At 67.8% G+C, this 25,351-nt stretch carries 24 protein-coding genes and 1 tRNA gene; 7 read left to right on the top strand and 18 right to left on the bottom strand.

All coding sequences use genetic code 11. The annotated features are described in order from the left end of the window. Nucleotides 1-47: 47 nt before the first annotated feature. The 9 genes from J2X98_RS00985 to dusB form a co-directional block, all read right to left on the bottom strand. Nucleotides 48-120, bottom strand: a tRNA-Asn gene (locus J2X98_RS00985). Between the two features lie 92 nt (nt 121-212). After that, nucleotides 213-2,156 (bottom strand): DNA primase, encoded by a 1,944-nt coding sequence (gene dnaG / locus J2X98_RS00980; RefSeq protein WP_307303518.1) that lies wholly within the window; start codon nt 2,154-2,156, stop codon nt 213-215. 15 nt (nt 2,157-2,171) lie between these two features. Continuing rightward, complete coding sequence (locus tag J2X98_RS00975; protein ID WP_141940711.1) at nt 2,172-2,459, bottom strand: ferredoxin; 288 nt, start codon at nt 2,457-2,459, stop codon at nt 2,172-2,174. Further along, the gene (locus J2X98_RS00970; protein WP_307303515.1) at nt 2,456-3,787 is read right to left on the bottom strand and encodes an NADH-ubiquinone oxidoreductase-F iron-sulfur binding region domain-containing protein; all 1,332 of its coding nucleotides are present in this window, start codon (nt 3,785-3,787) and stop codon (nt 2,456-2,458) included. Before J2X98_RS00970 ends, J2X98_RS00975 begins: the two co-directional genes overlap by 4 nt. Then, complete coding sequence (locus tag J2X98_RS00965; RefSeq protein WP_307303513.1) at nt 3,784-4,341, bottom strand: ferric reductase-like transmembrane domain-containing protein; 558 nt, start codon at nt 4,339-4,341, stop codon at nt 3,784-3,786. Before J2X98_RS00965 ends, J2X98_RS00970 begins: the two co-directional genes overlap by 4 nt. Beyond that, entirely contained in the window at nt 4,334-5,434 is a 1,101-nt protein-coding gene (locus tag J2X98_RS00960) for an FAD:protein FMN transferase (protein WP_307303511.1), read from the bottom strand. Before J2X98_RS00960 ends, J2X98_RS00965 begins: the two co-directional genes overlap by 8 nt. Before the next feature lies 1 nt (nt 5,435). Further along, entirely contained in the window at nt 5,436-5,750 is a 315-nt protein-coding gene (locus J2X98_RS00955; RefSeq protein WP_307303509.1) for a hypothetical protein, read from the bottom strand. 116 nt (nt 5,751-5,866) lie between these two features. After that, complete coding sequence (locus tag J2X98_RS00950; protein WP_307303507.1) at nt 5,867-7,186, bottom strand: deoxyguanosinetriphosphate triphosphohydrolase; 1,320 nt, start codon at nt 7,184-7,186, stop codon at nt 5,867-5,869. Continuing rightward, nucleotides 7,179-8,357, bottom strand: coding sequence for a tRNA dihydrouridine synthase DusB (gene dusB / locus J2X98_RS00945; protein ID WP_141940708.1), 1,179 nt, complete (start codon nt 8,355-8,357; stop codon nt 7,179-7,181). Before dusB ends, J2X98_RS00950 begins: the two co-directional genes overlap by 8 nt. Nucleotides 8,358-8,485: 128 nt before the next feature. Here dusB and J2X98_RS00940 point away from each other — a divergent pair, with 128 nt between their 5' ends. Further along, nucleotides 8,486-9,706, top strand: a complete 1,221-nt coding sequence (locus tag J2X98_RS00940; protein WP_307303503.1) for a globin domain-containing protein — start codon at nt 8,486-8,488, stop codon at nt 9,704-9,706. 24 nt (nt 9,707-9,730) lie between these two features. Here J2X98_RS00940 and J2X98_RS00935 read toward each other — a convergent pair whose 3' ends face one another. After that, nucleotides 9,731-11,176 carry a YibE/F family protein gene (locus J2X98_RS00935; protein ID WP_307303502.1) on the bottom strand — a complete coding sequence of 482 codons (1,446 nt, stop codon included), beginning with the start codon at nt 11,174-11,176 and terminating at the stop codon, nt 9,731-9,733. A 141-nt stretch (nt 11,177-11,317) separates the two neighbouring features. Here J2X98_RS00935 and J2X98_RS00930 point away from each other — a divergent pair, with 141 nt between their 5' ends. Both J2X98_RS00930 and J2X98_RS00925 read left to right on the top strand, forming a co-directional pair. Next, nucleotides 11,318-12,100: an alpha/beta hydrolase gene (locus J2X98_RS00930; RefSeq protein WP_141946198.1), complete on the top strand. Its 783-nt coding sequence runs from the start codon at nt 11,318-11,320 to the stop codon at nt 12,098-12,100. A gap of 11 nt (nt 12,101-12,111) precedes the next feature. Next, nucleotides 12,112-12,936, top strand: coding sequence for a lysophospholipid acyltransferase family protein (locus tag J2X98_RS00925; RefSeq protein WP_307303497.1), 825 nt, complete (start codon nt 12,112-12,114; stop codon nt 12,934-12,936). An 88-nt stretch (nt 12,937-13,024) separates the two neighbouring features. Here the strand turns inward: J2X98_RS00925 and J2X98_RS00920 are convergent, their stop codons facing one another. The 3 genes from J2X98_RS00920 to J2X98_RS00910 all read right to left on the bottom strand — a co-directional run bounded on the left by J2X98_RS00920 (nt 13,025) and on the right by J2X98_RS00910 (nt 16,571). Next, nucleotides 13,025-14,068 carry a GNAT family N-acetyltransferase gene (locus J2X98_RS00920; protein ID WP_141940704.1) on the bottom strand — a complete coding sequence of 348 codons (1,044 nt, stop codon included), beginning with the start codon at nt 14,066-14,068 and terminating at the stop codon, nt 13,025-13,027. A 2-nt stretch (nt 14,069-14,070) separates the two neighbouring features. Then, nucleotides 14,071-15,456: a glycine--tRNA ligase gene (locus tag J2X98_RS00915; protein WP_307303495.1), complete on the bottom strand. Its 1,386-nt coding sequence runs from the start codon at nt 15,454-15,456 to the stop codon at nt 14,071-14,073. Between the two features lie 128 nt (nt 15,457-15,584). Next, complete coding sequence (locus J2X98_RS00910; protein ID WP_307303492.1) at nt 15,585-16,571, bottom strand: DMT family transporter; 987 nt, start codon at nt 16,569-16,571, stop codon at nt 15,585-15,587. Between the two features lie 32 nt (nt 16,572-16,603). On the opposite strand from J2X98_RS00910, the gene J2X98_RS00905 reads away from it, so the two are divergent. Beyond that, nucleotides 16,604-16,837, top strand: a complete 234-nt coding sequence (locus J2X98_RS00905) for an RNA-binding S4 domain-containing protein (RefSeq protein WP_141940701.1) — start codon at nt 16,604-16,606, stop codon at nt 16,835-16,837. Nucleotides 16,838-16,887: 50 nt separating this feature from the next. On the opposite strand, the gene J2X98_RS00900 is transcribed toward J2X98_RS00905, so the two are convergent. Next, nucleotides 16,888-17,538, bottom strand: a complete 651-nt coding sequence (locus J2X98_RS00900; RefSeq protein ID WP_141940700.1) for an alpha/beta hydrolase — start codon at nt 17,536-17,538, stop codon at nt 16,888-16,890. Nucleotides 17,539-17,616: 78 nt separating this feature from the next. On the opposite strand from J2X98_RS00900, the gene J2X98_RS00895 reads away from it, so the two are divergent. Continuing rightward, nucleotides 17,617-18,486, top strand: coding sequence for an SGNH/GDSL hydrolase family protein (locus J2X98_RS00895; RefSeq protein WP_307303489.1), 870 nt, complete (start codon nt 17,617-17,619; stop codon nt 18,484-18,486). 49 nt (nt 18,487-18,535) lie between these two features. Continuing rightward, nucleotides 18,536-19,132: a hypothetical protein gene (locus J2X98_RS00890; RefSeq protein ID WP_307303488.1), complete on the top strand. Its 597-nt coding sequence runs from the start codon at nt 18,536-18,538 to the stop codon at nt 19,130-19,132. A gap of 84 nt (nt 19,133-19,216) precedes the next feature. On the opposite strand, the gene J2X98_RS00885 is transcribed toward J2X98_RS00890, so the two are convergent. Beyond that, nucleotides 19,217-20,701, bottom strand: a complete 1,485-nt coding sequence (locus tag J2X98_RS00885) for a CoA-acylating methylmalonate-semialdehyde dehydrogenase (protein WP_141940697.1) — start codon at nt 20,699-20,701, stop codon at nt 19,217-19,219. Between the two features lie 32 nt (nt 20,702-20,733). Continuing rightward, nucleotides 20,734-21,708, bottom strand: a complete 975-nt coding sequence (mmsB, locus tag J2X98_RS00880; RefSeq protein WP_373460811.1) for a 3-hydroxyisobutyrate dehydrogenase — start codon at nt 21,706-21,708, stop codon at nt 20,734-20,736. Nucleotides 21,709-21,766: 58 nt separating this feature from the next. On the opposite strand from mmsB, the gene J2X98_RS00875 reads away from it, so the two are divergent. Next, nucleotides 21,767-22,699 carry a LysR family transcriptional regulator gene (locus tag J2X98_RS00875; RefSeq protein ID WP_307303486.1) on the top strand — a complete coding sequence of 311 codons (933 nt, stop codon included), beginning with the start codon at nt 21,767-21,769 and terminating at the stop codon, nt 22,697-22,699. Between the two features lie 28 nt (nt 22,700-22,727). Here J2X98_RS00875 and J2X98_RS00870 read toward each other — a convergent pair whose 3' ends face one another. Beyond that, complete coding sequence (locus J2X98_RS00870; protein WP_307303484.1) at nt 22,728-23,864, bottom strand: zinc-dependent alcohol dehydrogenase family protein; 1,137 nt, start codon at nt 23,862-23,864, stop codon at nt 22,728-22,730. An 8-nt stretch (nt 23,865-23,872) separates the two neighbouring features. After that, on the bottom strand, nt 23,873-25,255 hold the full coding sequence (locus tag J2X98_RS00865) for an MFS transporter (protein ID WP_307303482.1): 1,383 nt from the start codon (nt 25,253-25,255) through the stop codon (nt 23,873-23,875). Nucleotides 25,256-25,351: the final 96 nt, after the last annotated feature.

Raw genomic sequence — 25,351 nt, 5'->3', positions numbered from 1 at the left:
TGGGCAAACAAAAATCCCCGTTCCGGAGGCCGGAACGGGGATGGAAGCTCCTCCTGCTGGACTTGAACCAGCAACCCTTCGATTAACAGTCGAATGCTCTGCCAATTGAGCTAAGGAGGAATGAAGCGGGTATCAGCCTAGCAAACACCTGCGGCGGAAACGAAATCGGGGTGGCAGTGATCTCCCCCACCCGGCGGGGGCGGCAGGCGGGGCTACGCCTCGGCCCTCAGCGCCCGGCGTTCCATCTCCAGCATCAACAGCTCACGGTTAAGCCGCTGGTAGGTCTCGGGGTCAGCTGCCGCATCCAGCCTCTGCAGCTGGCCCATCTTGTCCGCCTTGACCCGGGTGATCTGCAGTTCGAAGAGCCGGGACAGGATATCCCGGCAGTACTTCAGCACCGCCTCCTCGGTGTGGGCGGGCAGCGGAACCACTGCCAACTCCGAGACCAGCGGCCGGAGCGGCTCCGGGACCTCATGCATCACCTGCTCCACCCACCGCACTGGATCGCCTGTCAGTCCTGCACCGCTGGCCCGCATCGCGTCGTGGACGGCCTGGAAGGCGGGAGTGGCAAACCGCGCGGCAGCAAACCTGTCCCACACCCCGCCGCCGAGCAGGGCCGGCTGCTGCAGCGCCACCTCCAGCGCCTGGCGCTCCATGGAGGCCACGGGGTCGCGCGGGTCGGGGCGGTTGAAGGAAGGGACAGCGCCCGACGACGGCCCGGCAGCTACGCCGGGACCGCCTGGCTGGGCGGGAGCAGGGCGGGAGGACCCTCCCGGCTGCTGCTGCCCTGGAGCCGGGGACCTGCCCGGCTCACCTCGTTTCGCGGCGTTCTTCACTTCCGCGTTGACCAGGCGCAGGACCTCGTTGGGGTCCGGCATACCCAGCCACCCCGTGAGCGCCTGGCAGTAGCCGGTCCGGGTGGACGCGTCGCGGATGGCGGCCACCACGGGGACGGACGCTTTCAGGCCCTGGACCCGGCCTTCCACGGTGTCCAGGTTGAACTGCTTCAGCGTGCTGCGGATGGCGAACTCGAACAGCGGCCTGCGGGACTGGATCAGGGCGTGCACTGCCTCGTCACCCCTGCTGAGCCGCAGGTCGCAGGGGTCGGCCCCAGTAGGTTCCACGGCCACATAGGTCTGTGCAGTGAAGCGCTGGTCCTCCTCGAAGGCCCGCAGAGCCGCCTTCTGGCCGGCCGCGTCGCCGTCGAAGGTGAACACCACTTCTCCCCCGGTGCCGTCGTCGGACAGAAGCCGGCGGGCAATCTTGATGTGCTCGGTGCCGAACGCGGTGCCGCAGGTGGCCACCGCCGTCGTAATTCCTGCCAGGTGGCACGCCATCACGTCGGTGTACCCCTCCACCACCACGAGTTGGCGGTCCTTGGCGATGCTGCGCTTTGCCAGGTCGATGCCATAGAGGACCTGGGACTTCTTGTAGAGCGTTGTTTCGGGGGTGTTGAGGTACTTGGGGCCCTGGTCATCCTCGTAGAGCCTGCGGGCGCCGAAGCCAATGGTGTCGCCGGCGATGTCCCTGATGGGCCAGATGAGGCGCCCCCGGAAGCGGTCATAGATGCCCCGGTTGCCTTCGCTGAACATGCCGGTGAGCTTGAGTTCGGCATCGGTGAAGCCGCGGCCGCGAAGGTGCTTCAGGAGCGCGTCCCACCCCTGTGGCGCGTAGCCGCAGCCGAAATGCTCCGCCGCCGCCCGGTCAAAGCCCCTGCCGAACAGGAAGTTGCGCGCCTCGGCGGCGCCGGGAGTAAGCAGTTGGGCGCGGAAGAATTCGCCGGCGATCTTGTGCGCGTCCAGGAGCCGCTGCCGACGGCCCACTTCCTCGCGGTTGGGACCCGTTCCGCCGTCCTCGTAGCGGAGCTCGTAGCCGATCCGGGCGGCCAGCTTTTCCACGGCTTCCTGGAAGGAGCTGTGGTCCTGCTTCTGGACGAAGGCGATGACGTCGCCGTCCTCGCCGCAGCCGAAGCAGTGGTAGCGGCCCACCTGGGGACGGACGGTGAAGGATGGCGAGCGCTCGTCGTGGAAGGGGCACAGACCCTTGAAGGTTCCCAGCCCGGCGCCCCTAAGCGTGACGTAGCCGTCCACCACTTCCTTGATGTCCGTGCGCTGGCGTACTTCGTCGATATCTTCACGTTTTATCAGCCCAGCCACACAGCAATCCTAGTGTCAGTGCCGGGTGCCGGTGTCCCGGGCTCCCCCGCCGGGTGTCCGCGGGGCCGGTTCCTGAGCCGCCCGCTGCTGCAGGCTGAGGGCCAGCTTGGGGCAAAGGAAGACGGCTTCTTCCGCCGCTTCACGGTCCGCGTCCCGCAGCGGAACGTCCGTCCGTTCGCGGCCGGCTTTCCCGCGGGCCACCGGGTAACCCCAGTCGTCCCGGTCCAGCACGCCGGGAAGCAGTTCGGTGCACAGGCCCCGGCCGTCACAGCTGGTCCAGTCGATGTGCAGGTACGTTTTCATGCCGCCGCACCTCCCGGGGCTGCGCAGTATCCGGAAAGGTGGGCGCGGAAGTCCGCGGCGAAAACCTCCAGCGCGCTGCCGACCAGCCCCGTGGTCCCCTCCGGATGCCGGCACGCGCCGCGGCCGGAAACCAGCCGGCCCAGGCGGTCCAGTTCGGCGGTGAGGCGGGGGTTGCGTTCCCCTCCGGCGATCCGGTTCAGGACGGATGCCATCGCCGGCAGGCCAAACATGCAGGGGCCGCACTGCCGGGCGGACTGGCCGGCGAGGTAGCTGACGATTCCCGCGGTTGCCTGGATGCCGCAGGCGTCCGTACCCAAGGCGTGGATCACCCCTGCGCCCGGCCGTACCGTGCGCGCCGGCGGCCCCACGGGCGAGAGAGCGTGCTCGGCGGGCCGCACCCAGCGGCCGTGGTATCCGCCCACCAGGACCGCAGAAACCGATCCGGACGGCATCCCCGCTTCCGCCAGGACGGCGGAAAGATCCGCCCCGCCGGGCACCTCCAGCACAACATCGCGCACCGGGGCAGGCCCGGAGACGGAGACCAGCCGGGTGCCCGGATCAGTTGGTGTCCCCGCCTCCCTGAACCAGGGGGCACCGTACCGGGCGATCAGGGCAACCTGGGCGAGGGTTTCGACATTGACCACCAGCGTGGGACGGCCGTGGAGGCCCGACTCGCTGAGGCGGCGGCGCTGGTCCGTTGGCACCGCGGCACCGTTGCCGATCATATTGACGACGGCGGACGACTCGCCCGAGATAAAGGTTTCCGGGGACTGCACCACACGCACCCGCTTGCCGCCGGGACGCTCAGCCAGGGCCTGCTGTACGGGCGGAAGGGTGACGGCCGGTGCGTAGACGTAGAGTCCGGCGCCGCCAAGGGCGCCGCCCAGGGCAAACAGCCCGTCGAGCACCAGGTGGGGTGCATGGGCCAGCAGCGTCCGGTCCTTGAAGCTGAGCGGCTCACCCTCGGCACCGTTGGCGATCACCACGGGCCGGGCAGTGAACACGCCCTTCTTGCCGGTACCGGCAGCGGCCGTGGCTTTTCGCCAGGTTTCAAACGCCGCACCCCCACGGCCGGTCAATCCGGATGCTCCGAGCGCGTCCAGCAAGCCGGGCCCTCCGGCCTGCGGCTCCCAGGGGCCGAAAGCCTCCAGGTGCCGCGCCCAATCCGCCTCCGGGCCTGCAGCCAGCAGGCGCGGCTCCTGGCGTGGACTGGCGTGTTGGGGCGCCTGCAGGGGCGCCGTGGGGACGGTGCCGTTGAAATCATCCCGGTAAGCGTCCTGGTAGCCGTCACGGGGTGCGGACGGGCGGGTGTCACGGGCTTGGCTCACGGGAGGTTTCCTTGCCTGGCTTGGGACGTTTCGAGGAAGGACGGGCTCAGCCGCCACAGCAGGGCCGCTGCAACGGCCACCGCGGACGCAGCAGCGAGCAGGAGGAACCACCCGCTGGAGACGTCGGTACCGTTGCCGAGTGCGTGGGCCATGGCCACAGGCCAGACACCATAGCTGAGCCAGTGGACCGCCTTGAAGGTGCGCTGCCCGATCCGGTGGCGCAGCAGCCCCGTCACTACAACAGCCAGGACCAGGTCCAGGGCCACCGTCCCCAGCCCCTGCCAGAACGGCTGGAAGGAGCCCAGGAACGGCACCACGATGTCCACCGGGTTCAGCTTGGCATAGGAGTCAAGAAGCAGGGATCCCACGTGCAGCCCGAGGAAGACAGTGGCGAGCAGGGCGATGTTCCGGTGCAGGAGGCTGATGGAGAAGCGCGGAAGCACCAGCATGGGCCGGCCGGATCGGTTAAGGATCCCCAGCAGTACCGACGCGGTGAACAGTGCCAGGGAAACGAATCCGCTGACCCTGCCGAAAGCCCACAGTGCCTCATCCATGGCGTGCACCTTCGCTGACGCTTGCTTTTCCAAAGTGACGGGAGTTTTGATCTGCCTGCGTGCTGTCCCCCGTGCTTTCGATTCCGGCAGGGAGGTAGTTGTCGGCAGGCCAGCCGCCAGTGGCGGCCACCCTGCCCCGGCTGTCCACGAGCCGCGCCGGGATCCCTTCGGCCCGGAACCATTCGAGGGCCGCGAAGCCCCGTACTATGGCCGCGGTGCTGAAGGCATTTGCCTCCAGGCATGAGGGGGCCGCCACGGTCACCGAACGCCACACAGGGTCGGCAGGAAGGCCAAAGCGGGGATCAAGGATGTGGTGTACCTGGGCTCCCTGGTGCGTCCACCGGCGCTTTTGCGTACTCGACGTGGCCAGGGCGAAACCGGGGGCAAGCGAAACGTGCTGGGCGGGGTCGGAGGGCAGGTCCTGGACCAGGATCTGCCAGGGGCCGGGTTCGCCGTCCTGCTTGGGTCCCGCTCCTGCACTGGCCAGGTCGCCGCCCAGGCTCACCAGCACCCCGCAGCCCAGCTGTCGGTGCACTTCAGCCGCAGCGAGGTCCGCTGCAACGGCCTTGGCCGATGCGCCGAGGTCGAGGCGCAGGTCCGCGGGAAGGGTCAAGGTGCCGGCGTCGAGGTGCAGGCGGGACCAGCCCGGCGCACGCGGTGCGGGCACTGCCGGCGTGGAGGGCGCGGGCGGCACCGGAATGCTCCTCATTCCCGGGTGCCCCGTGGTTTCCGCATGGGCCCCCTTCCGGGGCCCATGGCCGAGGGCGGCCAGCTCGGCACCGAGGGTGGGGTCAGCATCCCCGCCGGTCAGGTGTGCGGCGTCGAGGGCGCGCTCGAGGAGATGCTGGAACATCGGGCTGACGTTGACGCCCGATGGCATCAGGGGCTGGAGCCTTACCAGTTCCGAGTCGTCCCGGAACCGGCTGCAGGCGCGGTCCACGGCGGCGACGACGTCGCGGACGATTTCCTCCGCGGCACCGAGGATACCGGGTTCCGTCACCGTCACCGAGGCCTCGAGCCCCCACACCGTCCATCCCGCCTGTGCGACGTCCCGCGGGGTGGCTGGGCCCGCGGCGGTCCCTGAACCTCCCACGTCAGGACCCCGAAGACCTGCCGTGGACGGTGCCGCCCTTGCTTGGCTGGACGGGGCTGGTGTTGCCGTAGCTCCTGGACCGGCGCGCGCCGTTGTCCTGCCGGGTCCCGTAGTCGTCATCATCGGAGCGGGCAGGGCCGGATTTGGGCGCCGTGCCCTGGGTGGTACTGTCCGCGGCGGGGGTTGTCCTGGCGATCACGGAAGGTGTGGCAGCGTACACGGCAGCTGCGGCCACACCGGCAGCCGCGAAGCTGCCGACACCAACGGCCGCCGTAATTCCGGTGGCAAGGCGCTTGCCCCTGCTGCGAGTATTCATGACCTGCTCCCGTTCCTGGCGGCCCTTCTTTCCTCCCATCGTGCACCTGCTTCCTGTGTAGATGCTTTAAGGAAGCTGTTGATCGGGAGGGTGCCCGGGAATGAGCTGCGGCCGGCCTACCAGAGCGAGGGCAGGCTGCCCACCAGGCGCTCGTACATGGCCAGGGCCGACCCGTCCGTGAGCGATGCCACCTGGTCGATGACCACGCGAAGGCGCGCACCGTCGTCGTCCGCCGCCCGCCAGTCCGCAGCGAACATCGGTTCCAGGTGCCGGTCCCCCGTGGCGCTGAGGGCGGTGACCAGGGCGTGGAGCACCTCGCGCTGGCGCTCGTAGATGGGCTGCCGGTGTTCGGTGGTCATGACGAAGGTGGTGGCCAGGCCCTTCATCACGGCGATTTCCATGACGGTCTCGTCGGGGACCATGAGTTCGGCGTTGTAGCGGGTGAGGTTTTCCGGCCCGTAGACGGCGCGGGTGGTCTCCAGCGCGCTCTGGCAGAACCGGCCGATCAGCTGGCTGGTCATGTTCTTCAGCGCCGCCATGGATCTGCGGCTGCCGTCCGCCTCGCGCACCCATACGTCCGTGGCCTCCAGCCGCGCCAGGGCGGCGTCGATGGCGGCGGGGTCATTGTGCGGCAGGTACCACTGTTTGGCGTAGCCCACCACGCGGGCGCGGTGGTCCGGGTTGTCCATCCAGCGCAGCTGGAAGTGGCCGGCGACGATCGCATCCTCCACGTCGTGCACCGAGTAGGAGATGTCGTCCGCCAGGTCCATCACCTGCGCTTCCAGGCACGTGCGGCGCTCCGGGGCACCTTCCCGGATCCAGTTGAAGATGGGCAGGTCGTCCTCATAGGCGCCAAATTTGCTGGTCCGCTGCCCGTGGATGACGGGCGCTTCCAGGGCTGACCAGGGATATTTCGACGCCGCGTCAAGGCTTGCGCGGGTGAGGTTCAGGCCGGCGGGGTGGCCGTCCGCCGTGAGTACCTTCGGCTCGAGCCGCGTGAGCAGGCGGAGGGTCTGGGCATTGCCTTCGAAGCCGCCAATGGCGTGCGCCACCTCGTTCAGGGCCGATTCGCCGTTGTGGCCGAAGGGCGGGTGGCCGAGGTCGTGGCTGAGGCAGGCCGTGTCCACCACATCCGGATCGCAGCCCAGGGCCCGGCCCAGTTCGCGGCCCACCTGGGCCACCTCAAGGCTGTGCGTGAGGCGGGTGCGGACAAAGTCGTCCGTGTCCGGTGCCACCACCTGCGTTTTGGCGCCCAGCCGGCGCAGGGCCGAGGAGTGCAGCACGCGGGCCCGGTCCCGTTCGAAGTCGGAGCGGTAGGTACTCTTGGGTGGCTCCTCCACCCAGCGGGCGGAGTCGTGGGTGTCGTAGCCGGGCAGCGCCAGGCCCGCGGTGGGGGTCCCGGTTCCGGAGGGCGTTGGCACGCGTGTTTCAGCCACCGGAAACGTCCAGTTCGGCAGCCGCGATGTCCCGGGACTGGTCATCGTTCAGTGCCCGGGAGTCCAGCCAGTCCTTGGGCAGCGCCGGCCTCTTGGGCGAGCCGGCACGGCCCCGGGGGCCCTCGGCGTCAACGCCCGGGTAGGGCGAGTCCAGGTCCAGCTCGGCAAGGGTGTCCCGGAGGACCTCAAGGCTGGTCACCAGGGCAAGCCTGGTGCGCAGTTCGCCGCCCACCACGTAGCCCTTGAAGTACCAGGCGATGTGCTTGCGGATCTCGCGCAGCGCCTTGCCTTCGTCGCCGAAGGTCTCCACCATGAGTTCCGCGTGGCGGTAGACGCCCTCAGCCACCTGTCGCAGGTTGGGCCGGTGCCTGACGTCGCTGCCTTCGAACGCGGCCTGCAGGTCGCCGAAGAGCCACGGCCGTCCCTGGCAGCCGCGGCCCACCACCACGCCGTCCACGCCGGTTTCGCGGACCATCCGGACGGCGTCCTCGGCGGACCAGATGTCGCCGTTGCCCAGCACGGGGATGTCCGGGAGCGCTTCGCGGAGCCTCGCGATGGCGGACCAGTCGGCCTTGCCCGAGTAGAACTGGGCGGCGGTGCGGCCGTGGAGGGCGACGGCTGCAACACCGGCGTCGCGGGCGATGCGGCCGGCGTCGAGGTACGTCAGGTGGTCATCGTCGATGCCCTTGCGCATCTTGATGGTCAGCGGGATGTTGCCTTTGGACGCCTCCCTGACGGCGGTCTGAACGATCGCGGTGAAGAGGTCGATCTTCCAGGGCAGGGCGGACCCGCCGCCGCGCCGGGTCACCTTGGGGACGGGGCAGCCGAAGTTGAGGTCGATGTGGTCGGCCCGGTCTTCCTCCACGAGCATCCGCACCGCGGCGCCGACGGTGCCCGGATCCACGCCGTACAGCTGCACGGAGCGGACCTTTTCGTCGTCGTCGTGGGAAATGATGCGGAGGGATTCGGGCGTCCGTTCCACCAGCGCGCGGGAGGTGACCATCTCCGCCACGTACATGCCGCCGCCGTATTCACGGCAGAGCCTGCGGAAGGCGGAGTTGGTGATGCCCGCCATGGGAGCCAGGATCACGGGGGTGTCCACCGTGATGGGTCCCAGCTTCAGGGGCGGGAGTTCCAGCTTGGGGGCGGGAGGAGTTGCTGCAACAGTCACCTGTCCATTGTTGCAAAGCCGGGCAAATCGGCTCCCTGCGAGTGCCAAAGGGCCTGTTCCGGGGTTTCCGGCGGTGCTGGCGTGGCGCGGGACTGCACACCAGCCAGGACCTTGAAGGAGACATGCCCATGCTGTCCGACACTTCGTATCCGGTAATCCAGGCGACCCTCCCCGTCGTCGGTGAAAACATCCAGGAAATTGCCTCCCGTTTCTACACGCACATGTTCCAGGAACATCCCGAACTGCTCAATGGCCTGTTCAACCGCGGCAACCAGGCCGACGGCCGGCAGCAGCAGGCCCTGGCCGGTTCAGTCGCCGCGTTTGCCGGCTTCCTGGTCAACGATCCCACCCACCTCCCCGACCACCTGCTGTCCCGGATTGCGCACAAGCACGTGTCCCTGGGTCTCAGTCCCGAGCAGTACCAGGTGGTGCACGACAACCTGATGTGGGCCATCGTCGATGTGCTCGGCGATGCGGTGACCCCGGAGGTGGCGGCTGCATGGGACGAGGTCTACTGGCTCATGGCCAATATGCTCATCAACAAGGAACGCGGGCTGTACGACGCCGTACGGCTCAGTCCCGAAACCGTATGGCGCACCTGGCGGGTGGCCGAGAAGATCCAGGAAACGGACGAGGTGGTGAGTTTCGTGGTGGAACGCACCGACGAGCGGGATGTAAAGCCCTCGCTTCCGGGACAGTACGTGACCCTCAAAATGCAGATGCCCGACGGCGTCGTGCAGCCACGCCAGTACAGCCTCACGCAGGCGGACGACGGGCAGCACCGGCGGTTCGCCGTCAAGCGCGTCCGGGCGGAGGGCACACCGGACGGCGAGATGTCCAACCTGTTGCACGACCACGTCAACGTGGGCGATGAGGTGACGCTGTCCGCCCCCTTCGGCGACGTTGTCCTTGAGTACACCGACCGGCCCGTGGTGCTGGCAAGTGCAGGCATCGGGATCACTCCGATGGCCGGCATGCTGTACCACCTGGTGAAGTCCGGCTCTCAGCGGAAGGTCATGTTCCTGCACGCCGACGACTCCCCCGCCTCGTTCGCGCTGCGGAACCAGGTGGCTGCGGACCTGTCCGCGCTGCAGGACGGGTCCATCGACACCTGGTTCCTCAACCCGGACGGCACGGGATCGGCTGCGGCCGGAGGTGGCGGAAACGTGCATTCCGGATTCATGAACATCCACGACGTGGTTCTGCCCTCCGACGCCGAGTATTACCTGTGCGGACCAGTGCCCTTCATGCAGGCCGTCCGCACCGCCCTCGTCGGCGCGGGCGTACGGCCCAAAGACATTCAGTACGAGGTCTTCGGCCCGGATCTCTGGCTCGCGGACTACCAGTAGGTTGCCGGCCGTACCGGACGCGGGTCAGGCGCGGTCGGCGCGTCGGCCCCGCCTGGTGGCGGGCTGCTCGTCAAGGGGTTCGACGGCGGTGCGCCGGCTGCGTTCCTCAAGGGCCGCTGCGGCGAGCGCCCCGGTGTCCGCCACGTCCCCGGCGTGGACGTGGCCGCCGTCGTGCGTCACGCTCCCGGTATGGCCGTCCGCTTCCTTGATGCCCGTCGCCTTGACCACCAGCACGGAGATCAGGGTGGTGACCGGGATGGCGAGTACCAGCCCAATGGAACCTACGAGCGTCCGGATGACTTCCTCGGACAGTTCAGCGCTGGTGAGCGTGTCCATCAGGGGCCGGTCGTAGAGCATGACGATGATCAGGATGGGCAGCGAGGCGCCGGCGTAGGCGAACGCGATGGTGTACACGGTGGAGGCGATATGGTCGCGGCCGATTCGCATGGCGGAGGTGAAGAGCTTCCGGGCGCTGCTGGCGGGGGCGAGTTCGTAGAGCTCCCACACGGCCGATGATTGGGTGATGGTCACGTCGTTGAGGACGCCCAGGCCCGAGATGATGAGTCCGCAGAGAATTACCCCGGAAATGGAGATGTGAGACGACGTGTTGACCAGGGTGGCGGCATCGTGGCTGCCCACGCCGGCCAGGTTTGCCGCGTCCGTTGCCCACGCAGCGAGCAGGGCGGTGATGGAGAGTCCAAAGATGGTGCCCAGCAGCGCCGTGGACGTCCGCGCCGAGAACCCGTGGGCGAAATACAGCACACCGATCATGATCACGGTGGACCCCACCAGGGCCAGCAACAGGGGCGGCTTGCCCTCCACCAGCCCCGGGAGCAGGAACGAGGCCAGCACGAAGTACGCGCCCACCAGCCCGATCAGTGCGCGGAGCCCGCGCCACCTGGCGACGGCGATGACCACCACGGCGTATAGCACCGCGAGCAGCACAATCGGCAGGGTGCGGACGAAATCCACGAAGACGTACGCCGGCGAGCCCTGGGAACCGGTGGCACCCTGGACGTTCGAGAGGTTGAGGTAGCGGATCTGGTCCCCGGGCTTCACGCCGTGAGAGGAGGCCACGTCCGGGTTGATCACCACCTTCACCGGGCTTCCGCCCTTGTCCGGGTCCGTGTAGGCGAAGGTACAGCCCGATCCCTGGCCCGGCGGCTGCTGCGTGGATCCCTGCTGGGTGGGGCCTTGCTGACCGGGACTTTGCTGGCCGGCGCCCTGGTCACTGGTGCCCTGCTGGCCGGAACTTTGCTGGCCGGCGCCCTCGATGCAGCTTCCGGTCACCACGCTCTGGATGGTGCCCGTGTCGAAGGTGACTCCTGGGGCTGTGGAGTAAGGGTTGGCCAGGGAAATCCCTTCCTTGCTTCCCGACGGCCACAGCGCGGCCATGCCGGCCAGGGTCAGCAGTGCGAGCGGAATGAGCACGGCGGCCAGGATGCGGTTCGCTTTCCTGCGGGCAGCCATCGCTTGCGGCGTCGGCTCCGAATGATCCAGGGAAGCGTGGGAGTGACCGGCGCCCATCAGGAGTACAACCTCATGCGTTGAACTCTACGTGGGGCGCCATAGGGTTTATAAATGGACCATTGGGATGGGGAGGAACCAGGCATGGACAACCGTGGCGGGTATGGGGCCGGCAACAGCGAAACATCGGACAGTGGCGTGGTGCGGGCCGGGACGGCATCCACGGTTCCTGCCCACCGCCCCGTGCTGAGTGTCCTCGAAGCATCCGGTGAGACCAGGGGCGTGGTCCTGGTCCTGCACGGCGGAAGGCCGCACAGCCACGACCCGGTTGAGGCCCGGCACCTCAGTCCGGCAAGGATGGTCCCGTTCGCCCGGCACCTGCACCGCGCCGGCGGGAAACAGGGGCTGGCGGTATGGTCCCTGCGCAACAGCGTGCGTGGCTGGAACGGGCCCGACATGTCCCCCCTCCAGGACGCACGGTGGGCGTTGCGGCAGATAGCCGAACGCCACCCCGACGTTCCGGTTTTCCTGCTGGGGCACTCCATGGGAGGCCTGACCGCCGTGTGCGCCGCCGACCACCCGCAGGTGCATGCCGTGGTGGCCCTTGCGCCCTGGCTGGACCCGCAGACTCCTGCCGAAAGGGTCGCCGGGAGGAAGGTCCTGATCATCCATGGCACCACGGACCAGATGACCAGTCCCACCCAGTCCCTGGCCTTTGCCCGCCGGGCGTCTGCCGACGCCGCCAGCATGCAGTACGTGGCCCTCAGCGGCGCGGGGCACTTCATGCTCCGCAAAATCCGCATCTGGCAGACCCTTGCCACCGGGTTCGTCATCAAGTCCTTCGCCGAAAGCACGGGCGCCGCCGTCCGGCCGTCCGCTGCCTTCACGCAGCTGCTGCCGGATGCCTCAGTCCAGGTCACCCTCTAGGGCGCTCCACGATGCCCTGGCGTCCCCCACCCAACGACCGCTTCTACCGGCTGATCGTCCGCACCGGACAGTTCCTCCGCTGGGCCCTGCGGCTGGACATCCGTGCCACGGGCCTGGAGCACCTGCCCCCAAGCGGATCCACCAGCGGCCCGTCCCGCCAGATGTCGCCAGGCAGCGGCGCGGTCTTTGCCGTCACCCACTTCGGCTACCTGGACTTTGCAGTGGTTGAGCTGCTCCTGTGGCGGCAGTCCCGTGCCCAGTTGCGCTTCCTGGTCCACCAGGGTGCGGCGGACCACTGGCTTGCAGGTCCCGCCATCAGCGCCAGCGGCCATGTGGTGGTGGGGTATGCGGACCGTTCCGACGCCTACGACTCCGCCGTGGCCAAACTGCGGGCCGGCGAGTACCTGGCGGTGTTCCCGGAAGCCGGCGTCAGCCGGAGCTTTACGGTCCGGGAATGCAGGACCGGCGCGGTCCGGATGGCCGCGGAAGCGGGCGTCCCGGTCATCCCGGTGTCCGTCTGGGGCGCCCACCGGATCATGACCCGAGGGCACGGTTTCTCGCTGGGGCGCGGCTGGCGGGCGCCTGTCCGCGTCCAGATTGACGGGCCGATGATGTTTGCCCCGGACGTCGATGCAGAGGGGGCCACGGAAGGACTGCGCAGCATTCTGCAGTCAGGAATCGACCGCTGCATCGCGGATTTTCCGCTGCAGCCCCGGCCCGGGGCATGGTGGATGCCTGCGCACCTCGGCGGCGCCGCTCCCACCGATGCCGAGCGGCAACTGCTGGACGCGGCGGACGCAGCCGCCGGCCGCCGTCGTGGTCCGCGCACGAGATAGCCCGAACGTCACCCGCTTTAAACCAGCCGGCGCCGCGTGCGTTCCGTCCGGAGCAGCACGCGGCGCCGCGGCTCTGGGCGGAGTGATCCTAGTCCGAGACCACCAGGGTTTCCGTGCCCGCCAGCCGTGCCATGCCGCTTTCCAGGAGGGGCTCGACGGCGGCCCGCAGCGCGGTCATGGAATCGTCGAGTTCCAGCATGACGGGGTGCTGGTACGCGATCAGGGAGAGGATGTCGCGGACGGCCGCGGCGGCGTCGTCAGCGTCAAGCGCAGGCTCGTGGCCCACGAAGACATCCGTGGGGGTTTCAGGCCCGGCGCTCTCCGGACCCTGGGTGTGGGGTGCGGCGTCCGGATCTGCCGGCGGAGCGTAGCTGACGGCGAACGCACGGATGCGCCCCTTCTTGCCCGGCGCCACGCCCTGGCCAAACGCGGACCCTGGCTGGGCACGGAGCACGATGGCGCCATGGGCTCCGGTGAGTTCGTCCAGGAACAGCTTCTGCACCTGGCCCACGGACAACACCCCGGGAGAGTCCCAGCCATGGATCGAGGTGTAGTAGCGGCCCACCACGTCGGTCAGCTCCACGGAGCCGGTGGCCAGGTCCATGACCACGTCCGAGCCGGCGTTTTCGCCGCTGACCGGCCGTCCGCCGTAGTCCTTGTCCGGGAACACCGGAAGCCGCAGGGCGCCGGGCTCCACTACCACCAGGCGGGACCGCTGGATGGGCGTGAGACCGAAGGCTTCGGCGAACGCGGCACCGGCGGTGTCCGGCTCCACTTTGGCGCGGAGCTTCGTCACGCCCGACGGCGCGTTTTCCGCTTCGCGGCGCAGCATGGTCAGCAGGCTGGCCCCGATCCCGGTGCGGCGGTGGTCCTTGGCGACTTCGATGTAGGCCCAGAGGCGGTCCGGGTGCAGGGACGCTTCATAGACGACGCCGGCCGCGACCGGAATGCTGACGCCGTCGACGACGTCTTCGGCCACGATGCAGCGGCGCCACGGGTTGCCGTCCCGTCCGTTGGAGGAGACGGCCAGGGCACCGCGGAACTGTCCGGCCTGCGCGGTGTCCGGGTCGCCCCAGATTTCCAGGAGCGCCAGGTCGTCTCCGTCACGCCATTCGCGGTATTCGATGGCCATGCTCAGGCGCCGATCAGCCGTGTCGCCAGGTAGCCCTCCACCTTGTCCAGGGAGACGCGTTCCTGGCTCATGGTGTCCCGCTCGCGGATGGTGACGGCCTGGTCCTCGAGCGTGTCGAAGTCCACCGTGATGCAGAACGGGGTGCCAATCTCGTCCTGGCGGCGGTAGCGGCGGCCAATGGCGCCGGCATCGTCGAAATCGATGTTCCAGTTCTTCCGGAGCTGCGCGCCCAGGGCCTTGGCCTTCGGGGACAGGTCCTCGTTGCGGCTCAGCGGCAGCACTGCGGCCTTGACCGGGGCCAGGCGCGGGTCCAGCTTCAGCACGGTGCGCACGTCCACGCCGCCCTTGGCGTTGGGGGCCTCGTCCTCGGTGTAGGCGTCCACCAAGAACGCCATGAAGGAACGGGTCAGGCCGGCCGCGGGCTCGATCACGTACGGAATGTAGCGCTCGTTGGTGGCCTGGTTGAAGTAGCTCAGGTCCGTGCCGGATGCCTTGGCATGCGTGGAGAGGTCAAAGTCGGTGCGGTTGGCGATGCCTTCCAGCTCACCCCACTCGGAGCCCTGGAAACCGAAGCGGTATTCGATGTCCGTGGTGCCCTTGGAGTAGTGGCTCAGTTTCTCCTTGGGGTGCTCGAAGAAGCGGAGGTTCTCCTCGCGGATGCCCAGGCCCGTGTACCAGGCCATGCGCTCGTTCATCCAGTACTTGTGCCACTCTTCATCCGTGCCGGGCTCCACGAAGAACTCCATCTCCATCTGCTCGAACTCACGGGTTCGGAAGATGAAGTTGCCGGGGGTGATCTCGTTGCGGAAGGACTTGCCGATCTGGCCGATGCCGAACGGGGGCTTCTTCCGGGAGGTAGTGAGCACGTTGTTGAAGTTCACGAAGATGCCCTGCGCGGTTTCGGGGCGCAGGTAGTGCAGGCCTTCCTCGCTGGCCACCGGTCCCAGGTAGGTCTTGAGCAGGCCGGAGAACTCCTGCGGCTCGGTCCACTGGCCGCGGGTGCCGCAGTTGGCGCAGACGATGTCCTTCAGGCCGTTCTCCGCAGGGCGGCCCTTCTTCTCCTCGTACTCTTCCTCGAGGTGGTCCGCGCGGTAGCGCTTGTGGCAGGACAGGCACTCCACCAGGGGGTCGGAGAAGACCTCCACGTGGCCGGAGGCTTCCCATACCTGGCGGGGCAGGATGACGGAGGAGTCCAGGCCCACTACGTCCTCGCGGCCGCGGACCATGGACTGCCACCACTGGCGCTTGATGTTTTCCTTCAGCTCGGCGCCCAGGGGGCCGTAGTCCCAGGCAGACCGCGAGCCTCCGTAGATCTCACCGGCCTGGAATACGAAGCCCCTCCGCTTGGAGAGGGAAATGACCTGGTCGAGGACGGATTTTGCTGCCATGGGATAACTCCAATTTCTACAGGGCCGCTGGGTGCGGTCCGCGGGTTGTCGGGCCCCGGCTGCCGAGTGCCGAGGCACAGTGGGCAACGCGACGGGGCGGATGAAGGAAGACGTGGAAAGCTCGAGTCCTAGCGTACCGGCCGCTGCCTCCGCAGCGCTCCCCGCGGCCAGGGCAGGGTTGCCAGGATGATGGCGGCGAGGGTCAGCAGGGTCCCCAGCACGGTGGCCGGAGCGACGACGGTCCCGGGGGTGGGCAGCGCCAGGTCCAGGGCCAGCGAGCCCAGCAGCTGGCCCGCGATCATGCCCAGCCCGGTGACCAGCACGCCGAGGCTGCGGACCAGGAGGGCGCCCAAACCAATGAAGACGCAGCCCATGGGACCGCCCAGGTAGTACCACCACTCCCCCGGCAGCGGGTTGGCCGGGCCGGCTACCGCCAGCTTCACGGCCAGCGCAGTCCACAGCACGATGCAGCCGGCCACGAAGTTGACCAGCGTGGCGGCGATCGGGGTGCCGTAGTGCATGGTGGCGGTGCCGTTCATGGCCTGCTGGAAACTCATGAGGAAGCCCGCCGCCACCGGCAGCAGGATAGGCAGCAGCAGTCCTGCCGCGTCCCCTGAGGCTCCGCCGCCGAACCGGGGTGACACTGCCCAGGCAACCGCGGCGATGGTGAGGATGCAGCCGATGATCCGGATGCCGGTCACGGATTTCTTCCCGGCCGGCCCGATCCCCATCCGATCCACCAGCAGGCCGCTCACTGTCTGCCCCGTGACGGTGGCGACGGTGAAAAGTGCCACGCCGAGGATGCCCACCGTGAAGGACTGGGCAAACACGAACAGCGCACCGATGGCGCCGGCCACCACGTAGATGCGGGGAAAAGCGCGGTTCCGGACAGCCGGAAGGATGGCGGCCAGGCGGGCCCGGCCCCGCGGCAGCGCCAGCGAGATCACGATCATGACCAGCAGGCCTGTGCTGAAACTCACGGCCGCCGCGGCGATTCCATCGTTGAGCCGGGCCCCCAACGCCCCGTTGATGCGGCCCTGGACGGGGATGGCGAGGCCGGAACCCACGGCCAGGGGCAGGCCTGCAAGTACCGGCAGGCGTGGAGGGGAGGTCATTGGATCAAGCTTAGTTCAGGCATTATTGCTCTATGAGCAACCCCATTGACGACGTCCCCATCCGCGACAGCATGATCCGGCTGGGCCAGCTGCTGAAGCTCGCCAACTTGGTGGAGGACGGCGTGGAGGCGGCGGAGCTCATCAGGAACGGTCTGGTCAAGGTCAACGGCGAAATCGACGACCGCCGCGGCCGCCAGCTGCATAACGGGGACACCGTCACCGTTAACGGCCAGACCGTCCGGGTCGTGGCCCCCACGGCTGACTAGCCGCGGCTGCCGGCGTTCCGCCGTCAAACCTCCGTGCCGCCGTCGTACTCCTACTTGTTCAGCACCTCGTGGGTGAGGAACTCCCCCACGTGTCCGATCTCCTGCTGGTTGATGCCGTGCCACATGCCGGTGTAGAGCACTTTGGTGAGCTTGACGTGCCTGCGCACCCAGCCCATGGTGAACTCGATCTTGTCCTGGGTGATCACCGGATCCTGCTGGTCCCGGCCCCAGAACATGGGCACCGTGCCGTCCAGTTCGTCGTCCCTGAAGGTAGGGTCGCCGGCGGCGTCCACCACGAAACCTGAAAGTCCGACGACGGCGGCGAAGTCCGTGGGCCGCTGGCGGAGGAGCGTGGTGGCCATGGCCATGCCCATGGAGAAACCGAGCAGGGTCACCGACGGGTGGCCCACGCGGATGGTGTCGATCCAGTCGAGCACATAGGCGGACGCTTTCTTGACCCGGTCCAAGGAGTATTCGATGGAGGCCGTGAGCGGGAACCAGGTGAAGCCGGGGCCCATGGCGATGGGCGCCCGGAGCGAAGCGACGGCGAAGTCCCCGGGCAGCAGGTCAGCCAGGCTGAGCAGGTCCTGCTCGTTGGCACCGTAGCCGTGGAGCAGTACCAGCAGCGGCTTTCCAGCGCGCTGGTCTTCCGGATGGGACCACAGGACAACGGGGGCAGGAAATACTTCGGCGTCAGTCATGGTTTCCATTCATACCAGTTACTTGGAGGTAACAACCTACGTTGGCGTAGGCAGCGAGGCGGAAGGCAGGATAGGACCGTGACTGACGCAAGTGGCATCCAGACCCCGTCCGCGCACCCCGGTTCCCATCCCTGGAGCCGGTATGTGGCGATGGGCGATTCCTTTACCGAGGGCATCGGCGATCCGGAACCCTCAAGCCCCGGCGGCCACCGCGGCTGGGCGGACAGGGTGGCCGAGGAATTGGGCCGCACCAAGCCGGACTTCGCGTACGCCAACCTTGCCGTGCGTGGCCGGCTGCTGCAGCAGATCGTGGACCAGCAGTTGGCCCCTGCGCTGGAGCTGAAGCCGGACCTGGTGACCCTGTCCGCCGGCGGCAACGACCTGATCCGTCCCGGCGGTGATCCCGATGCGCTGGCCGAGAAACTCGATTCCGTGGTCCAGATCCTCTCCATGGGCGGCGCCACGGTGGTCCTGTTCAACGGCCCCGATACCGGTTCATCCGTGCTCAGCAGGATCCGGAGCAAGGTGGCCATTTACAACGAAAACCTCCGCACCGTAGCCGCCCGGCACGACGCCGTCATCGCGGACATGTGGTCCCTCCGGCAGTTGAGCGATCCGCAGATGTGGGACCAGGACAGGCTGCACTTCTCACCGCTGGGCCACCACACCATCGCGGCCATGGTCCTGGACGCGCTCAACGTGGATCACTCGCTGGAGCCCCTGCAGCCCAAGCCGCTGCCGCCCCGGACCTGGCGCGAGGCCCGCTCCGGCGACCTGGTCTGGGCACGGGAATACTTCGTGCCGTGGGTGCTGCGGCGGCTGCGCCACCAGTCGTCCGGGGACGGTATCACGGCAAAGCGGCCGACGCCGGGACCCGTCTTTGGTCCGGGCGTCCCGTTGGGCTCCGGGGAGGGTCCGCTGGGAACGTCGGAGCCCAGCCGCCGGTAAGGCCTCCCGGGGTTACGCTGGAAGGACAACACACGAGAGGCGCGCCAGCGTGAGCAGCTTGTTTTTCTGGATCATCATCCTGTCCTTCGTCGTCCCCATGGCAATGCGGGCCTACCGCCGCTCCGTGGCGCGCCGGGACCGGGACCAGGGCTTCCCCGGCCAGTTCCCCGGACCGGGCCAGTACCCGGGGCAGAACCAGCTCCCGGGCCCGGATCAGTACCCGGGCTATGGCTCGTTCCCTGGCTCGGCCGGGCCCCAGAGCCGCCAGCCGCGGGACGGCTACACCCAGCAGGACTACTTCTCCGGCGGCTTCCGCCAGCCACCTTTCGAGGGTCAGCCGCCTTATGGCGCGCAGCAGCCATATGGCGGGCAGCAGCTGCCGCCGCAGCAGTACGGGCAGCCTCCGATGCCGGATCCCCGTTATGGCCCCCCGCAGGAACCGCCGTTCCAGCAGCAGCCATTCCCGCAGCAGGGGTTCCAGCAGGAGGGACGCGGCCAGGCTTCCGGACCTGCCACTCCGCCACCACCCTCCGCTCCCCAGGGGTTCCGCGCCCGGAAGATGGCGGAACTGGACCAGCAGTACTCCAACGGTGAACTGTCCATGGAGGAGTACATGAAGCGCCGCGGCGACATCATGAACGGCTAGGCGCGGCCGATAAACACAGCAGGCCGGGGACCCGTGGTTGGTCCCCGGCCTGCTGTGCTTAATCTGCTTGTTGGATTGGCCTGCCTAGTCGACCTGGGGGAAGCCCAGGTCGATCACGGAGGTGGACGGGTCCGGCCAGCGCGTGGTCACCACTTTGCCCCTGGTGTAGAACCGGATGCTGTCGGGCCCGTACATGTGGGTGTCGCCGAACAGTGAGTTCTTCCAGCCGCCGAACGAGAAGGTGCCCACCGGAACCGGGATGGGCACGTTCACGCCCACCATGCCGGCTTCGACGTCGAACTCGAACTGCCTGGCCGCCCCGCCGTCGCGGGTGAAGATGGCTGTGCCGTTGCCGAACTCGTTGTCATTGACCAGCCGGACCGCATCGCTGTAGGTATCGACACGGACCACGGAGAGGACGGGCCCGAAGATCTCGTCGTCGTACACCTTCATGCCGGGCTTAACGTGGTCCACCAGGCTGACGCCAATGAAGAACCCGTTGGAGTCGAACTGCTGGGAGCGGCCGTCCACCACCAAGGTGGCACCCTCGGCTTCCGCGCCGGCGACGTAGGATGCCACGCGGTCCCGGTGCTCGGCAGTAATCAGCGGGCCCATCTGGGAGGCGGGATCGGTTCCGGGGCCAATCGCCAGGTCCGCCATGCGGGTGGAGATCGCCTTGACCAGGTCATCGGCGATGTTGCCCACGGCCACCAGGACGCTGACGGCCATGCAGCGCTCGCCGGCAGATCCGTAGGCGGCGGAAACCGCCGCGTCGGCGGCCATGTCCAGGTCGGCGTCGGGAAGGACCACCATGTGGTTCTTGGCCCCGCCCAGGGCCTGGACCCGCTTGCCGTGCTCTGCTGCCCGCTTGTAGATGGACTGGGCCACCGGGGTGGAGCCTACAAAGCTCACCGCCTTGACGTCAGGGTGCTCCAGCAGGACATCGACGGTCTCCTTGTCACCCTGGACGACATTCAGGACGCCCGGCGGCAGCCCTGCTTCGGTGAAGGCCTCGGCGATGAAGACCGCAGCCGATGGGTCCTTCTCGCTGGGCTTGAGCAACACTGTGTTGCCGCAGGCGAGCGCACTGCCGATCATCCAGAGCGGCACCATGGCCGGGAAGTTGAAGGGCGTGATGCAGGCAACGACGCCTACCGGCTGGCGGACGGAATGGACATCGATGCCGCTGGAGACCTGCTCGGAACGCTCCCCCTTGAGCATGTGGGACAGGCCGGTGGCGAAGTCGATGTTTTCCAGGCCGCGGGCGATTTCGCCCTCTGCGTCGGAGAGGACCTTCCCGTGCTCGCTGGTGAGGACGGCGGCGAGTTCGGACTTGCGCTGGTTGAGGATTTCGCGGACCTTGAAGAAGATGGTGGTGCGCTTGGCCAGGCTGGTGGCCCGCCACGCCGGCAGCGCGGCGCGCGCGGCGGCAATGGCTTCCTCGGTCCTGGCTGCCGAGGCAAGCACTACCTGCTTTTCCTGTTCTCCGGTGGCCGGATTGAAGACCGGACCGAATCGCTCGGCGTCGGTGACGCGGGTGCCGTTGATGTAATGCGGAATGGTTTCCAAGGGAGTCTCTTTCCTGCGTTCTTTGCGTGGGGCTAGTTGGCCGTCGGTGCCTGGCTGGTCGGCTGCTGGAGAGAACCGTCCACGAGCTTGATGATCATCGAGCAGTCCTTGCCGGCGTCTCCCGCGTCGATCAGCCGCTGGAACAGCTGCTGGACGTGCTTGCCGATCTCCAGCGGCGTGCCCGTGTCTTCGGCGGCGCTGATGGCAAGGCCGATGTCCTTGTTCGCGAGCTCCGTAGTGAAGGTGGGCGCAAAGTCGTTGTTGGAGGCCGCAGTGGGGACCACGCCCGGCACCGGGTACCAGGTGCGCAGCGCCCACGAATCGCCTGAGGACACGGAGGCGATGTTCCAGAAGACCTGCTTGTCCAGGCCCAGCCGTTCGGCGAGCACTGCGCCTTCGGCAGTGGACGCGAGGTTGATGAAGAGCATGAGGTTGTTGCAGATCTTGGCCGCCTGGCCCGTGGTGGGACCGCCGGTGGGAATGATGTTGGCGGCCATGGGACCGATGTAGCCCGTGGCGTCCGCAACGGCGCCTTCTTCACCGCCCACCATGAAAGTCAGCGTTCCTGCTTCAGCACCGCTCATGCCGCCGGACACCGGGGCGTCCACGAAGCGGAAGCCGGCGGCAGCTGCGGCGTCGTGCAATTCCTGGGCGGTGGCGACGTCAATGGTGGACGAGTCGATGAGGAGGGTGCGGGTGTCCGCGTGGGCCAGCACTCCGTCCTCGCCGAGATAGACGGCGCGGGCGTGCTCACCCTTGGGGAGCATGGTGAACACGGCGTCTGCACCGTCAACTGCTTCGGCGATGCTGGCGGCCCGCTTGACGCCGCGGGCGGCGGCGGCGTCAAGGGCTGCGGGGTTGAGGTCGAAACCGCGCACATCATGCCCGGCCTTGGCCAGGTTCACCGACATGTGGCCGCCCATGTTGCCCAGGCCAATCCAACCGATGGTTGCCATGTTTAAGCTCCTTTGCTTTCTTCCGGCATCGCAGCCGGATCTCTGTGTCAAGCATCACACCCTGCTAGAGTGCAATCAAGGGGAAAAATTACAGACGATCTGTGCATCAATGCACATCAACGAAAGGTCCTGTGTGGACTCATCAAGGTTGCCGAGCCCCGACGATCTGCTGATCCTGCTGACCGTTGCCCGCCTGGGGCGGTTCAATGCCGTGGCCGAAACACTGGGGACCACCCACACCACCATTTCCCGCCGGATTTTGGCCTTGGACAAGCAGCTGGGCGGCCGGACCCTTGAGCGGAGCCCGCACGGCTGGGAGCTGACGCAGCTGGGAGCGGCCGCGGTGGAGGCCGCGGAGGCCATCGAGGACACCCTCGGCGCGCTTTCCGGCCTGATCAGCCAGGACCAAAGCACCCTTGCCGGGCTGGTCCGCGTCGCCACCACGGACGGGGTGGGGGCAGTGTTCGTCACGCCGTCCCTGGTGCGGCTCCAGCAGCAGAACCCGCAGCTGAACATTGAGATGCTCAGCGCAACCAGGAAAGTCAGCCAGAACCGGTCCGGCGTGGACCTGGAGATCGTGGTGGGCAGGGCGGACGTCACCACCGCGCAGACCATCTTCCTTAGCAACTATTACCTGCGCCTCTACGCCAGCCGCTGCTATGCCGCGCGCCACGGCCTGCCGGCGACGCTCGACGATGTAGGACAGCACGGCTTTGTCTCGTACGTCGAGTCCGCCCTCCAGGTGGAGGAACTGGGGCCGCGGTGGTCGTCCCAGCTGCCGTTGCCGAGGACCAGCTTCCAGGCCACCAGCGTGTTCGCCCAGGTGGAAGCCGTGCGGCAGGGTGCGGGCATCGGGCTGCTGCCAAACTTCATGGTGGGCGACCGGGAGGATTTCGTACCCGTGCTGGCCGGCGACTTTGAACGCCAGCTGCCCATCTGGGCCGTGGCACGGCCGGAGTCGCTCCGGTCCGCCCGGGTGCAGGCCGTGATTGCGGCACTGAAGGAGGAAGTGAAGGAGCGGGCGGGGCTGCTGGCAGGCTGAGGCAGGCCCCAGACCCGCACTCGGGGCGTCAGGCCTGGAAGAGCCGCCGCACCACCTGCCCGGAGGCGAGCGCATCCAGGCCCTCGTTGATCTCGCTCAGCGGCCGGGTGTCAGTGTGCAGCAGCTCAACCGGCAGCCTGCCCTCCCGCCAGTACGCGAGGTACTTCGGAATGTCCCGGCCGGGGACGGCATCGCCCATATAGGAGCCCAGCAGCCGCTTGCCCGCTCCGGCGAACTGCAGGGCCGGTACCGTCAGCTCGGCCGAGGGGTGGGGCAGGCCCACCGATACCACCGCGCCGCCCCGGGTTACCCGCTCCAGGCACGAGGCGATCACCGCGGCCGAGCCCACCGCTTCAATGGCAACATCCACTCCATCGCCGGCCGCTTCCGCGATCAACCGGTCCGCATCCCCAGGCGTACCCACAGCCGTGGCACCGGCGTCCAGGGCAAGCTGGTGTTTGCCCTTGTTGGGGTCGATGGCGATCACGCCCGTGGCACCGGCAAGGCGCGCGGCCATGACAGCGGACAGGCCCACGGCCCCGAGGCCGAAGACTGCCACGGACTGCCCGGGAGTGACTCCGGCAGTGTTGAAGACGGATCCCATTCCGGTGAGCACGGCGCAACCGAACATCGCGGCGACAGTGTCCGGGACGTCGTCGTCTATTACCACCACTGATTCCCGCGCAACCACTGCGTAATCGGCGAAGGCCGAGACACCGAGGTGGTGGTTGATGCGCTCCCCCGACGGCGTCCGCAGCAGGGCGGGACCGTGCAGCAGGTCGCCCGAGCCATTGACCTCCGCTGCCCGGTGGCACAGCGCGGGGCGGCCGGACCGGCATGCCCGGCACCGGCCGCAGCTCGGCACGAAGACCAGTACCACGTGGTCACCCACGGACACGTCGGAGACGCCGTCCCCCACCTCCACAACGCGGCCCACGGCCTCGTGGCCCAGCGCCATGGGCAGCGGCCGGATCCTGGAGCCGTCCACTACCGAGAGGTCCGAGTGGCACAGGCTCGAGTAGGTAATGGCGACGCCCACTTCACCGGCCCGGGGCCTGGGCTGTTCCAGTTCCTGGACCTGCAACGGGCGGGACTCGGCATAACGCTGCGTTCCCGGGGCCCCGGCAGCGGGAGGGACGGTTGAGTAGAGGACGGCGGCTTTCATCGGTTCCCTTATTTCTTGGCGGCGGCCAGCAGGTCGGCTGTGCCCTTGGCGTCGGCGGCATCCACGTCGTGCAGCGAGATGCCGCGGGTTTCCTTCAGGAAGAAGACGGAGACGGCGGTGATGGCGCAGGCAATGAGCAGGTAGACGGCCACGGGGACGGATGACTTGTAGGTGCCCAGGAGCGAGGCGGCGATGATCGGAGCGAGCGAACCGGCCACGATCGAGGTCACCTGGTAGCCCAGGGAGACCCCCGAGTACCGCATCCGGGTGGGGAACATTTCCGCCATGATGGCAGGCTGTCCGGCGTACATGAAGGCGTGGAACACCAAACCGATCATGATGGAGGCCAGGATGATGAAGTCGTTCTTCGTGTCCATCATGGGGAAGGCGAAGAAGCCCCAGGTGGCGCCCATGACGGCTCCGGCCATGTAAACGGGTTTGCGGCCGAAGCGGTCCGACAGCTTGCCGACCATGGGCACGACGGCGAAGTGCACGGCGTGGGCAACGAGCAGCAGGAGGAGAATGCGCGTGGTGTCGGCCTGGACCACGGTCTTCAGGTAGGTGATGGAGAAGGTCACCACGAGGTAGTACAGGATGTTCTCCGCGAAGCGCAGGCCCATGGCGGTGAAGACGCCGCGGGGGTAGCGGCGGAAAACCTCGGCCACGCCGTAGCCTTTGTGGCCCGCATCCACCTCTTTGCGGGCCTCCAGGAAGATGGGGGCGTCGTTGACCTTGGTGCGGATGTAGTAGCCGATCAGGACAATCACTGCGGACAGCCAGAACGCCACGCGCCAGCCCCAGCCGAGGAATGCTTCCTGCGTCAGCGTGGAGGACAGCACGAACAGCACGGCCGTGGCCAGCAGGTTTCCCAGCGGCACGGCGGACTGCGGCCAGCTGGCCCAGAAGCCCCGTGACTTGCTGGGGCTGTGCTCCGCGACGAGGAGGACGGCGCCGCCCCATTCACCGCCGACGGCAAAGCCCTGGGCAAACCGGAGGACCACCAGCAGCGTGGGGGCCCAGTAGCCGATCTGCTGGAACGTGGGCAGGCAGCCCATGAGGAAGGTGGAGACGCCCACCAGGATGATGCTCAGCTGCAGCAGCTGCTTCCGTCCAAACTTGTCGCCAAAGTGGCCAAAGACGATGCCACCGATGGGACGGGCCACGAACCCGACGGCATAGGTGAGGAAGGCAGCGATGATGCCGTCCAGGTCGGTGCCGGCATTGGGGAAGAAAGCCTTCCCGAACACCAGCGTGGCCGCTGATGCGTAGAGGAAGAACTCGTACCACTCCACGACGGTTCCGGCCATGGAGGCCGCGACCACCTTCTTAAGGCCTGAGGCCTTGACATCGGTTTCCTCGGTGCGCCTTGCGGCGGGGCTTTCCGTACTCATGCGAACTCCTTCGGCGTCGTCGTCGACACCACGGGGACAGTCAATGGCCGCGGGCGTGGTGCACACATGTGATGCACGCCACGAAGGCCGGTCCCG

It is taken from the genome of Pseudarthrobacter enclensis (assembly GCF_030811655.1).
GTDB lineage: Bacteria > Actinomycetota > Actinomycetes > Actinomycetales > Micrococcaceae > Arthrobacter > Arthrobacter enclensis_A.
Note: the sequence above shows the minus strand (reverse complement) of the source record. Positions and strands in the feature narration are given on the sequence as shown.